The organism is Aquabacterium sp. (assembly GCF_014378415.1).
Taxonomy (GTDB): Bacteria; Pseudomonadota; Gammaproteobacteria; order Burkholderiales; family Burkholderiaceae_C; genus Aquabacterium.
Genome location: NZ_JACMNS010000116.1, coordinates 19,305 through 30,357 on the forward strand (window position 1 = coordinate 19,305; position 11,053 = coordinate 30,357).

The following is an 11,053-nucleotide window of genomic DNA, read 5'->3' on the forward strand; positions in this document are numbered from 1 at the left end:
GTCGCGCAGATCTGATTTGGTTGACTATTCGTTGGTGACCGAGATCACCTCTTCCAGAGAAGTCATGCCGGCTTTGACCTTGACCAAGCCGGCCTCGCGCAAGTCTCGCACGCCTTCGCGCTTGGCTTGCTCCGCAATGTCCATGGCTGTGCCCAGCCGCAGGATGATGCGTTGTATTTCTTCACTGATGGGCATGACTTGGTAAAGGCCAACCCGTCCTTTGTAACCGTTGTTGCAACTTGAACAGCCCACGGCCTTGTAAGGGCGCCATGAGCCATCGATTTCGTGGTCTTTGAAGCCAGCCCGCAGCAGTGCTTCTTTAGGATACTCCGCCGGTGCTTTGCACACTTCGCAAAGTTTGCGCGCCAAACGCTGCGCTGTGATCAAGATCACGGCCGAGGCGATGTTGAAGGGCGGGATGCCCATGTTCAACAGCCGCGTCAAGGTGGTGGGCGCGTCGTTGGTGTGCAGGGTGGACATCACCATGTGGCCGGTCTGGGCCGCTTTGATGGCGATGTCGCCGGTTTCTTGATCGCGGATTTCGCCGACCATGATGACGTCGGGATCCTGCCGCAAGAAGGCCTTGAGCGAGGCCGAGAACGTCAGCCCAGCCCGGTCGTTGACGTTGACCTGGTTGATGCCCGGTAAATTGATTTCGGCCGGGTCTTCGACCGTGCAGATGTTCACGCCCGGTTGGTTCAGGATGTTCAAGCAGGAATACAGCGACACCGTTTTGCCCGAGCCGGTGGGCCCGGTGACCAGCACCATGCCGTAGGGCCGGTAAATGGCGTTCATCAGGCGCTCTTTTTCGATCGGCTCATAGCCCAAGGCCTCGATGCCCATCTTGGCAGACGACGAATCCAGGATCCGGATCACGATCTTCTCGCCAAACAAGGTGGGCAAGGTGCTGACCCGAAAGTCGATGGACTTGTTGCCGAACTTCAGCTTCATGCGGCCGTCTTGCGGCACGCGTTTTTCAGCGATGTCCAGCCTCGAGATGACCTTGATGCGTGAGGCCAGCTTGTCCTTGATGGCAATGGGCGGCTGGGTGACTTCACGCAGCTCGCCATCCACCCGAAAGCGCACACGGTAGTTGTACTCGTAGGGCTCGAAGTGCAAGTCAGACGCTCGGGCGTTGATGGCGTCGACCAGCATCTTCTGCAGGAACTTCACCACCGGGGCGTCTTCCACCTCGGTGGACAGCTCGGCGGCTTCGGGTTGCGGGTTGTTCAGGTCATCGGTGATGTCGAACTCGAAATCACCCGAGGTCAAGGCACTCAGTTGCTCTTCGGCCGAGGCGGTTTGGCCTTCCAGCAGGCGCGACAGCTTGTCGTGCTCAACGATGACCCATTCCGGGGTCAACTGCGTGGCGAACTTGATTCGCTCGATGGCTTCCTGATCGGTCGGGTCGGCGCCGGCCACGAACAAGCGGTTGCCCCGCTTGGACAGCACGATCACCTGGTATTGGGTCGACAGCTTGTTGTCGATCACGCCCTTGGGCAGGCGTTGCAGATCCAGGGCCGACAAGTCGAGCACGGGCACGGCCAGGGCGGTGGACAGGGTTTGAGCCAGGTCGGTGGCTGAGATGGCACCGCTGGACATCAGCGCGCTGATGAAGCTGCGCTTCTGGTCCTTGGCCGACCGGGTAAGGTCTCCGGCGGATTTGACGTCGAGTTTGCCGGCGTTCACCAACACGCGGGCCACACCCGTCAACGATCCGGATCCGGGAGCTTCTACCAGGGTGTTATCGACCATTTAGGAAATCATCCGCCATTCAATACCGCCTGTAAACCACAAAAGACTGCGAATCACCTTGGATTATCGCGGTTCAGGTTTAGTCGGCAGATTGGATTTTTACCATGCCTGCGTAAAGACCTTGCCTGGCGATCAACTCGGCGTGGGTGCCTTGCTCGACCACTTTGCCTTCGGACATGACGTAAATGCAGTCGGCGTTGCGGATGGTGCTGAGGCGGTGGGCAATCAGGATCAGGGTTTTGCTGCCGCGCAGGTCTTCGATGGAGCGCTGCACGACGGCTTCGGATTCGGAGTCGAGCGCGGAGGTGGCTTCGTCAAAGATCCAGACGGCGGCATCGCGGTACAGGGCGCGTGCAATGGCCAGGCGCTGGCGTTGGCCACCGGACAGGCGGCTGCCGTTGGTGCCCACGGCGGCATCCATGCCATCGGGCAGGGTCAGGACATGGTTCCAGAGGTTGGCCGCTTTCAGGCAGTGTTCGACCTTGGCGCGGTCCAGGCCGTGGGGGCTGGCATAGGCCACGTTTTGCGCGATTGAGCCTTCAAACAGCACGATGTCTTGCGAGACCACGGCGAAGTGGCGTCGCAGGCTGGCCAGCTTCAGGGATTCAATGGGCGTGTCGTCCAGCAGGATTTGGCCGCTGGTGGGGTAGGCAAACCGCAGCAGGGTGTTGACGACCGTTGATTTGCCCGCGCCCGATGAGCCGACCAGGGCGATGGTTTGGCCGGGCTTCATGACCAGGTCCAGGCCGGCCAGGGCGGGGTTGGAGGCGCCCTCGTAATGAAGGAAAACGTTCTTGAAGTCGATCTTGCCTTTGCAAACGGGCATCTCGGCCGTGCCCAGGTCGGGTTCGGCGGGGGCATTGATCAGCTCAAATGCGCCGCGGGCCGTGATCAAGGCGCCAGTGATGGGCTGGAACACGTCCGTCAGGTGGCGCATGGGCGACATGGTCATCAGCAAGGCGGTGATGAATGAGACGAACTCGCCGACCGTGGACGAGCCGTTTTGCGCCTGGTGCAGCGCCAAGGTCAGGATGATGGACACGCCAATGGCCGCCACGATCTGCGTGATGGGCGTGACCAGCGAGCTGGTGGCCACCTGCTTCATGGTCATGCGGCGGTGGTGAATGGCTTGTTGTTCAAAGCGCTTCAGTTCGAACTCGGTGGCGTCAAAGGTGCGGACCACGCGCCAGGCCCGAGCGTTGTCGTCCACCGTGGCGACCAGGTTTTGCTGGGCCAAGTAAGTGGCTTCGCCCACCTTGGTCAGGCGCTTGCGGATCAGCTTCACGCTGATGCCCAGCAGGGGCATTGAGATGAACGCGATCAAGGTCAGCTGGGGGTTCAGGTAAATCAGGTAGGCGATCAGGAACAGCAGCGTCGAGGCATCTCTGACGATCGAGATCATCGAGCCGCCCAGGGCTGACGAGGCGTGCTGCGGATCATTGATCACCTTGCTGACTGCCAGGCCCGGACTGATGGTGGTGAACAAATGCGCATCGGCTTTGAGCAGGGCCCGCATCAAGTCACGGCGCAGGTTCAGCACCATGGTCGAGGTGGCCGAGTTCATGACATAGGCGCCGCCAAAATTGAAAAGGCCGCGCACCAGGAACAGGCCGATCACGACGACGGGGACCGCCCAGATCGGGTAGTTCATGCCCTCCTTGAAGCCCGAGTCGATGAGCTTCTTGAACATCGCCGGCAGGATGGGTTCAACCGCCGAGCCCAGGATGAAGAACAGCAATGCGGTGCTCAACATGCGCCATTGTGGGCGCGCGTATGACAGCAGGCGTTTGGTGGTTTCTTTGTAGTCCATGGTCAGGGTGCAGCCGCCGCGTTGAGCACGGCTTGAAGGGTGGGGACTTGGCCTTTGCCGCCGAGGCTGTGCACGCGGCCAGGGCCGGTGACGCCGGCCAAGCCAGGTTCGTGGTCACAATAAATGCCAATGGTGGTGCGCCCGTGCGCTGCTGCCAAATGGGTCATGCCCGTGTCCAGGCCGACCACGATCTGTGCGTGTGCCAGGCAGTCGGAGGCCTCGGCCACCGTCAAAAAGGGCGGGACGACGCCGCCAATGGCGCTGGCGATTGCCTGGGCGCGTTGCTGCTCATCGGGGCTGCCCCACATCACGGCGACGGCCAGGCCCTGGCGGATGAGCTGGTGTCCGACCGCGATCCAGTCGGCCTGGGGCCACAACTTTTCAGGGCGACTGGCGCAGGGGATGAGCACGGCATAAGGCGTTGAGGCAGGTTGCCAGGGTTGGTCGGTTCGTTTTAGCCCGAAATCAGGGGGCGTGGTGGGCAGAGCGTAGCCCAGCACCTTGGCGGCCAACTGACGGCACCGGTCTACCGCGTGCAGATCGCGCGGCACTCGGGCGCGGCGTTGGTACAACAAGCTGGCCAAGGGCTCGCGGATGCTGTGCCAGTCGTAACCTGCGCGTGGGCCATGTGCAAAGCAGGCAAAGCCGGCACTTTTGATCAGGCCTTGCATGTCGATGATCAGGTCGTAGCGGTGCCGCGTCATTTCGGCACGCCATTGGCGCATGGCCGATTTTGTCTCAGCCGAGCGAAGAGACTTGCGCCATTTGCGCCACTGGATGGGGATGACGCGTTGCACCGCCCGGTGTTGGCTGGGCATCGATGCAAAGCTTTTTTCCACCAGCCAGTCGATCTTGGCGTGCGGAAGGGCCTGGGCTATGTCGGTGATGGCGGGCAGGGCATGGACGACATCGCCCATGGAACTGGTTTTGACGATCAGGATGCGCACGGAGGGGGTTTAGGCTTCGAACCAGTTGTTCAAACGCAGGCCTGCCAGACCGGCAAAGTCTTTGGCGTTGCGCGTGACCAAAGTCAGCCCCAACGCCATTGAAATGGCAGCGATTTGCCCGTCCACGAAGGACAAGGGCGCGCCACATTGTGCTCGTGTGCTGCGCAATTCGGCATGGATGCGCGCAGCCGCTGCGTCGTAGGGCAGCACAGGCAGTGCGCCAACCACGTGTTGCACATAGCGGCCGATGGCGTCTTTGCGGTGTCCCTCGGGCATGCGCAACCACCCAAAGCGCAGCTCATGCCATACAGGGGCAGGAACGCCCAGCTCGCCTTCATAGCGAGCGAGGTTGCTCAGAACGGTGGCATTGGGTGCGGGGCGCATGGCCTCGGACAATATGTTCGTGTCCAGCAGCCAACTCAATGCAGTCACCACGAAAAATCACGTCCTTCGCTGAGGTCTCTCGGCGATGTGAAGTCGTTTGATTCATCCAGCGTTTGCGAGTACTGAGCCCGCCAATCGGCCAGCCTGGCAGAAAAACCGGCGCTTGAGCCTGCCAATTGTTGATAGTGGGCCAATGACATCAATACGCCAGCGGCCTGACCGCGGCGCGAAATCAACAAGGGCTCTTGCGCCAACTCGACCCCGCGCAATGCCTCGGCGAGATGGGCTCGGGCCTGTGAGAACGGCATGGTTTGCATGGAGGCCTCTGGCGTCAATTTGTACATTTTAATTGTACATGTCAAGCCTTGGCCTTGCTCTGCTCGGCCACCAGCGCAGGATTGAAGCGCGGATCGTTGTACATCTTGAACTGGCGATAAACCTTGAAATAGGCCCGGCCCGCTTGCGTGTCGGCGATCAAGGTGTGCAGGCAGGCGCCCAGGTCGGCGCGCTGCTGCAGCAATTTGTCCAGCTTGACCTGGCTGCTGGTGCGGTGGTCATCGGCCACGTCGGTGCGCAAAGTTTGGGCGCGCATGGCGTGGATCTTGAGCGCCATGATGGACATGCGGTCGACGATGCTGCCAGCGGTTTCGCTGTTCAAGCGTGCGTTGGCGGGCACTTTGGATTCGGGCGCGTCGGTTTGCGCCGATGCGGCATCGACCAGGCCCAGGTCGGTCAGCAAGATCTCGTCTACGCGCTCGGTGGCGTCGTTGCGGGCTTGGTTGAATCGGTCGATGGCGCGCTTGTTCTGGGCGATTTCTTCGCCGCTGACGGTGGTGCGGCGGGCCAGGTCTTCTTCGGCCCAAAGGCTGCTGTTGAAGAAGTGGTTGGTACCGATCCATTGCCAAAGCAGGGCGGCGCGGTCATCTGTGGTCGCGGGGATCGGTGGCGCCACGGGCGGGCCGCCTGCGCAAGTCAGGGTCGTGTCGTGCAGGTGAGCGACTTGCTCGCCCAGGTTGGTCAACATGATCATCATCAGGCTTGGTTCTTTGAGGGGCTGATTATCGGGTGAAAAATCACGGCGCCTCTACTTTGTATAAATTCAGATAATTGCAAATAATTAGGAATATATTCCCGTAATTCCTCGTGAAGGCCTGTGATGTCCCAATCCGTGCTCCTCCCGGCGCAGAGTGCTGATTTTTTTCACCGCAATGAGTTGGCCCAGGCCTACGCTGATGCGGCCTTGGACAAAACCCTGGGGGTGAACAGCGGCCTGTTTCTGGCTGCGCCCAGGCGCACGGGCAAATCGACCTTTGTTCGACAAGATCTGGTGCCGGCCCTTTGTCAGCAAGATACCGAGGTTCTGTACATTGATCTGTGGGCTGACAAGGCACAAGATCCGGCCTTGCTCATCTCCGATGCCATCCGGGCAGAACTCAAAAAAGAAGGCGGGGCCATCAGCAAACTGGCGGCCAAGGCCGGGTTGGCCAAATTCAACATTGGCGCGCTTGGTGGCGGCCTGAGTTTTGACCTGTCGCAGCTTGGCCTCAGCGCCAATGCCACGCTCACCGATGCACTGTCGGCACTGGCCAGCGCCAATGGCAAGAGGATCGTCGTCGTGATTGATGAGGTCCAGCATGCACTGACCTCGGATGCCGGGTCAAACGCCCTTTTCGCCCTCAAGGCGGCCCGCGACGCGTTGAATCTGGCGGGCAATGGCCTACAGATCATCGGGACGGGCTCAAACCGGGGCAAGCTTGGGTTGCTGGTGCACCAGCAGGATCAAGCTTTTTTTGGTGCCGACCTGGTGAATTTTCCGCCCCTTGGTGAAGATTACTGCGAGTGGCTTTGTGCCAGGTTGGGACTGGGCCTTGATCTTCAGCAGGTGTTTGCCTTGTTCAAAGAGGCCGGTTCACGGCCCGAAATGATGGTGCCTGTTTTGCGAAGCTTGCGGCTTGATCCGCCGGCTGATGGCCAGGACCTCAACCAAGTGTTGGCGCTTCGAGTGCGCGAGAAAATCATCCATTGGCGGCAGAGTTTTTTGAACGATTTTGCGCAGCTGCCCACGTTGCAGCGGGCACTTTTGCGTGAAATTGCCATTGACTCGCTCGACGACGGCGCCAAGCGCGACGGGATGTTCAGCGAGGCCATGAAAACGCGCCTCAAAAAACGCATGGAGGCGCAAGGACAAGACGCCAGCAGTCTTTTCAAAGAAGACGCCTCAAGCGCGTCGGCCATACAGAATGCGCTGGACAAACTGCGCGAGAAGAATTATCTGTGGCGGGCTCGCCGAGGCGCCTATTGGCCAGAGGATGAGCAGCATGTTCGCTGGCTTCTAGGCGAATGATCCCTGCGCCGTGCAACTTGATGACGCCGCGCGGCGTCATGGTCGACACACCCACCCTGACACTGGTCAATCATTTATTGCATTTTGTTGCGATATGGTGCCCAGGGCAACAAACCGCCAGAACTCAGAAGCCCAGGCTGGCCAGCAAATCGTCGACTTCGCCTTGGTTGTTGACCACGTCGGTGCGACCTTCGCCGTCCACCACCGGGCCACTCAAGGAGGGTTCAATGTGCTGGTTGGCCGTCATGGCCACTTCGGCCTTGTGAGCCAATTCGGGCGGGGCGGCCTGCATCAGCACGCCGGCCAGTTGCTTCTCCAGGTCGGTGGCCAGGGCCACGACCTTGGCCACCACCTGGCCTGTCAGATCGTGGAAATCCTGGGCCATCATGATGTCGGTCAGGCGCCCGTCCACGCGTTGCGTGATCGTTTCCACCTCCTCCACGAAATTCATCACGGCGCCACTGGCCACGGCCTTGACGGGGTCGGCGATCATCAACCGGGCCAGCTTGCGCGTTTCAGCCACGATGTGGGCTTGGTCGGCTTTGGCCTCGTCAACCAGGTTCAGCACCTTTTCGGCGGCGGCGGCCGTCTTGGTGGCGATGTAGTTCAGGCGGCTTCGCGCATCCGGCAGGTTGTTAACCGAGTCGGCCAAGCGCGGCAGCACCCCCAATTGATTCAGCGTGTCGTGCAGCTGGCGTGTCAGCGTGCCCAGTTGCTGAAAAATTTCGGGCGAAGCGGCTGGTGCCGCTGTTGTGGGCAGATCGTCCATCTTCATCTTTGGTTCTCCCTGCTCAGGCCGCAGCCGTGAGTTTTTGCATGATTTTTTGCACCTTCTCTTCCAGCGTCGCTTTGGTGAAGGGCTTGACAATGTAACCCGCAGCGCCGGTCTGGGCAGCCAGAACGATGTCTTCTTTGCGGGCTTCGGCGGTGACCATCAGCACCGGCAGGTGCTTGAGCGTGTCGTCCGCCTTGATGGCCTTGAGTAGTTCAAAGCCATTCATGTTGGGCATGTTGATGTCGCTGACCACGAAATCGAACTTGCCGTTTTTGAGCATGTTCAGGGCCACGGTGCCGTCTTCGGCTTCCTCGGCGTTGTTGTAGCCAATTTCCTTGAGCAAGCCTCGGATGATGCGGCGCATCGTGGAAAAGTCGTCAACGATCAGGAATTTCATGTCGGGTGAGGGATTGCTCATGGCTCGTCCTTGATTCAATCGCTAGAGGCTTTGCACGGCCTCCGCAAGGTGTTCACAGCCGTTATCGGCGTTCAGTGGGAGGGCTTAAGGGCTTTATGGGGCTGGTTAAGGCCGCGGGCACTTCGGGGTCGGTGGCCGCTTCATCGGCCGCCTGGCCAGATTCGACTTTGGCGGCCATGTAGAAGCGGTCTTCGGCTTCGCGGTTCATCACCACGATGCTGATGCGCCGGTTCAAGGGGCTTTCAGGGTTGTCTTTTTCGTAGAGCAGGCTGGCGGCCAGGCCCTGCACACGCAGTACTTTCGCGCCGGACAATCCACCGGCGATCAGCTCGCGCCGTGAGGCGTTGGCCCGGTCTGCCGACAGCTCCCAGTTGCTATAGCCACGCTCGCCCGCGCTGAAGGGCTTGGAGTCGGTGTGGCCTTCAATGGTGAGCCGGTTGGGCACCACCGACAGCACCGCGCCGATCGACTGCAGGATGTCCTGCATGTAGCCTTTGACCTCCGGCTTGCCGCTGTCGAACATGGGCCGGCTCTGGTCATCCACGATCTGGATGCGCAGGCCTTCGGCCGTCAGGTCCAGCTGTATCTGAGACCGGTACTGGGCCAGGCGATAGTCGTTGGCAATGACCTCTTCCATCTTGGCCTTCAGGGCCGCCAGCTGGCTGCGTTCAGCCATGGCCTGTTCGGCCTTGATGGCTTTTTTGCGGGCCTTGACCTCGGCGGTCTCTGAGGCGCCTTTTTTGACCTGGCCCACGCTTTCGGCCAGGTTGTTGCCCCCGCCCATGATGATCGAAGAAGCATCGCCCGAGCCCGCGCCGCCGAGCATCGCGACTTTCAACGGGCTGTTGAAGTAGTCGGCAATGCCCTTCTTGTCGCCCTCGGTGGTGGAGCCCAGTAGCCACATCAGCAGGAAGAAAGCCATCATGGCCGTCACGAAGTCGGCGTAGGCGATCTTCCAGGCGCCGCCGTGAACAGCGTGGCCGCCCTTCTTGACGCGCTTGATGATGATTGGCTGGACTTTTTTGGAATCACCGGCCATGAGGGGTCTCCGCGAGTTTCATCATGGCTTGGGTCACTTCTTGCCCTTGACGTGGTTTTCAAGCTCGATAAAGGTGGGGCGCTCGGTTGAGTACAGCACCTTGCGGCCGAACTCGATGGCCACTTGCGGCGCATAGCCCTGCATGCTGGCCAGCAACACGGTCTTGACCACGTTGAATTCCTTGGTGCCTTCGTCGAGCTTTTGCTCCATCAGGCCGCCCAGCGGTTCGACCACGGCATAGGCCAGCAAGATGCCCAGGAAGGTGCCGACCAGTGCCGAGCCGATCATGCCGCCCAGGATGGCGGGGGGTTGGCCCACCGAGCCCATGGTGTTGACGACCCCGAGCACGGCGGCCACGATCCCGAAGGCGGGCAGGGCGCCGGCCAGGCGGGCCACGGCCGCCACGGCGGCATGGCCTTCGTGGTGGTGGGTGTCGATCTCGTTGTCCATCAGGCTTTCGATCTCGTGGGCATTGAGGTTGCCCGAGACCATCATGCGCAGGTAGTCGGTGATGAACTCGACCACGTGGTGGTCGTGGCCCATGGTGGGGTACTTCTTGAACAGAGCCGAGTTGTGGGGGTCTTCGACGTCCTTTTCAATGGACATCAAGCCTTCCTTGCGCACCTTCTGCAAGATCTCGTACATCATGGCCATCAGCTCCATGTAGCGCGCCTTGGTGTATTTGGAGCCCTTGAGCAAAGGCCCCAAGTTGGCCAACACGGCCTTGATGGTCTTGGTCTGGTTGTTGACCACGAAGGCACCCAAGGCGCCCCCCATGATGGACATCATTTCCAGGGGCAAGGCATGAAGGATCACCTCCGTGTTGCCGCCGTGGATGATGTATGCCCCAAAGATGCAGCCCAGCGCGACGATGTATCCGATGACAAGGTTCATGGTGTTCTGGTCAAAGAAGGGGCAGATGGTTGATCAAGGCCTTGATCTTCGGCGAGTGGGCCTGTTTCCTAAGCCGTGAACAGAAGCATGCGGGCGGGGCTTTTTTCATGACACAGAAAAAAGCGGGCCCAGTTCGGGGCCCGCTAAAGCACTCATCGTGCTAGGAGGAGACAAGCAAGGACGTTTCGTTTCCAAACCGCCCACCAGTTTTATCGACAGCGCCTGATCAAGCTTGAGCCTGACAGCGCGCAGACTTCACGACATCAATGCATGTGCAGGGCCCCAGCGGCCTTGCCTTTGCCCGCGCGGGCGGGTGGGTTACACAGGCCACAGGTGAAGTGGCGGGCGATTTCATGGGGGTGGGTCACGTAAGAGCCACCGCACTTGTTGCATTTGGTCAGGCTGAGCATGCCGTTGTCGATGAACTTGACCAGGCGCCAGGCGCGGGTCACGGACAGCAGGGGCTCCAGGCCTTGGGATTGGGTTTGCTCCAGGTACAGCTGGTAAGCCTTGATGACGACATCGATCTCGTCGATCTCTGAGGATTTGTTCAGGTACTCATGGATGTTGAGGAACAAGCTGGCGTGGATGTTGGGCTGCCAGGTCATGAACCAGTCGGTCGAGAAGGGCAGTTGGCCCTTGGAAGGCGACTTGCCAGACACTTCCTTGTACAGGCGCAGCAAGCGC

At 60.3% G+C, this 11,053-nt stretch carries 13 protein-coding genes; 1 reads left to right on the forward strand and 12 read right to left on the reverse strand.

Going from position 1 to position 11,053, the window contains the following annotated elements; genetic code table 11:
* Positions 1-24: 24 nt before the first annotated feature.
* The 7 genes from pilB to H7225_RS10840 all read right to left on the reverse strand — a co-directional run bounded on the left by pilB (position 25) and on the right by H7225_RS10840 (position 6,532).
* Positions 25-1,755 carry a type IV-A pilus assembly ATPase PilB gene (gene pilB / locus H7225_RS10810; RefSeq protein WP_290661687.1) on the reverse strand — a complete coding sequence of 577 codons (1,731 nt, stop codon included), beginning with the start codon at positions 1,753-1,755 and terminating at the stop codon, positions 25-27.
* Between the two features lie 79 nt (positions 1,756-1,834).
* Entirely contained in the window at positions 1,835-3,565 is a 1,731-nt protein-coding gene (locus H7225_RS10815; RefSeq protein ID WP_290661689.1) for an ABC transporter transmembrane domain-containing protein, read from the reverse strand.
* A 2-nt stretch (positions 3,566-3,567) separates the two neighbouring features.
* Positions 3,568-4,512, reverse strand: coding sequence for a lipopolysaccharide heptosyltransferase I (gene waaC / locus H7225_RS10820; RefSeq protein WP_290661692.1), 945 nt, complete (start codon positions 4,510-4,512; stop codon positions 3,568-3,570).
* A gap of 9 nt (positions 4,513-4,521) precedes the next feature.
* Positions 4,522-4,947 carry a type II toxin-antitoxin system VapC family toxin gene (locus H7225_RS10825; protein WP_290661694.1) on the reverse strand — a complete coding sequence of 142 codons (426 nt, stop codon included), beginning with the start codon at positions 4,945-4,947 and terminating at the stop codon, positions 4,522-4,524.
* Positions 4,941-5,213, reverse strand: a complete 273-nt coding sequence (locus H7225_RS10830) for a type II toxin-antitoxin system Phd/YefM family antitoxin (protein WP_290661696.1) — start codon at positions 5,211-5,213, stop codon at positions 4,941-4,943. The genes H7225_RS10825 and H7225_RS10830 overlap by 7 nt, the downstream gene beginning before the upstream one ends.
* Before the next feature lie 41 nt (positions 5,214-5,254).
* Positions 5,255-5,929 carry a DUF4254 domain-containing protein gene (locus H7225_RS10835; RefSeq protein ID WP_290661698.1) on the reverse strand — a complete coding sequence of 225 codons (675 nt, stop codon included), beginning with the start codon at positions 5,927-5,929 and terminating at the stop codon, positions 5,255-5,257.
* 84 nt (positions 5,930-6,013) lie between these two features.
* Positions 6,014-6,532 (reverse strand): hypothetical protein, encoded by a 519-nt coding sequence (locus H7225_RS10840; protein WP_290661700.1) that lies wholly within the window; start codon positions 6,530-6,532, stop codon positions 6,014-6,016.
* A gap of 60 nt (positions 6,533-6,592) precedes the next feature.
* On the opposite strand from H7225_RS10840, the gene H7225_RS10845 reads away from it, so the two are divergent.
* Positions 6,593-7,240 carry a hypothetical protein gene (locus tag H7225_RS10845; protein WP_290661702.1) on the forward strand — a complete coding sequence of 216 codons (648 nt, stop codon included), beginning with the start codon at positions 6,593-6,595 and terminating at the stop codon, positions 7,238-7,240.
* Between the two features lie 124 nt (positions 7,241-7,364).
* Here H7225_RS10845 and H7225_RS10850 read toward each other — a convergent pair whose 3' ends face one another.
* The 5 genes from H7225_RS10850 to H7225_RS10870 all read right to left on the reverse strand — a co-directional run.
* The gene (locus H7225_RS10850; RefSeq protein WP_290661704.1) at positions 7,365-8,015 is read right to left on the reverse strand and encodes a protein phosphatase CheZ; all 651 of its coding nucleotides are present in this window, start codon (positions 8,013-8,015) and stop codon (positions 7,365-7,367) included.
* Positions 8,016-8,031: 16 nt separating this feature from the next.
* On the reverse strand, positions 8,032-8,433 hold the full coding sequence (cheY, locus tag H7225_RS10855) for a chemotaxis response regulator CheY (protein WP_290661706.1): 402 nt from the start codon (positions 8,431-8,433) through the stop codon (positions 8,032-8,034).
* A 61-nt stretch (positions 8,434-8,494) separates the two neighbouring features.
* Positions 8,495-9,472, reverse strand: a complete 978-nt coding sequence (motB, locus tag H7225_RS10860) for a flagellar motor protein MotB (protein ID WP_290661708.1) — start codon at positions 9,470-9,472, stop codon at positions 8,495-8,497.
* A gap of 33 nt (positions 9,473-9,505) precedes the next feature.
* On the reverse strand, positions 9,506-10,366 hold the full coding sequence (motA, locus tag H7225_RS10865) for a flagellar motor stator protein MotA (protein ID WP_290661710.1): 861 nt from the start codon (positions 10,364-10,366) through the stop codon (positions 9,506-9,508).
* Between the two features lie 263 nt (positions 10,367-10,629).
* Positions 10,630-11,053: FlhC family transcriptional regulator (locus H7225_RS10870; RefSeq protein WP_290661712.1), on the reverse strand; the 424-nt coding region annotated here is incomplete at its 5' end.

Excerpts from the sequence above, each read along its gene's own strand:
- motA (WP_290661710.1), bottom strand. The coding sequence starts at position 10,366 with ATGAACCTTGTCATCGGATACATCGTCGCGCTGGGCTGCATCTTTGGG.
- cheY (WP_290661706.1), bottom strand. The coding sequence starts at position 8,433 with ATGAGCAATCCCTCACCCGACATGAAATTCCTGATCGTTGACGACTTT.
- motB (WP_290661708.1), bottom strand. The coding sequence starts at position 9,472 with ATGGCCGGTGATTCCAAAAAAGTCCAGCCAATCATCATCAAGCGCGTC.
- H7225_RS10815 (WP_290661689.1), bottom strand. The coding sequence starts at position 3,565 with ATGGACTACAAAGAAACCACCAAACGCCTGCTGTCATACGCGCGCCCA.
- pilB (WP_290661687.1), bottom strand. The coding sequence starts at position 1,755 with ATGGTCGATAACACCCTGGTAGAAGCTCCCGGATCCGGATCGTTGACG.
- H7225_RS10830 (WP_290661696.1), bottom strand. The coding sequence starts at position 5,213 with ATGCAAACCATGCCGTTCTCACAGGCCCGAGCCCATCTCGCCGAGGCA.
- H7225_RS10835 (WP_290661698.1), bottom strand. The coding sequence starts at position 5,929 with ATGATGATCATGTTGACCAACCTGGGCGAGCAAGTCGCTCACCTGCAC.
- H7225_RS10850 (WP_290661704.1), bottom strand. The coding sequence starts at position 8,015 with ATGAAGATGGACGATCTGCCCACAACAGCGGCACCAGCCGCTTCGCCC.
- H7225_RS10840 (WP_290661700.1), bottom strand. The coding sequence starts at position 6,532 with ATGCTGGACCTCATCAATCACGACGACGATCCTCTTGCCATTGGCGCT.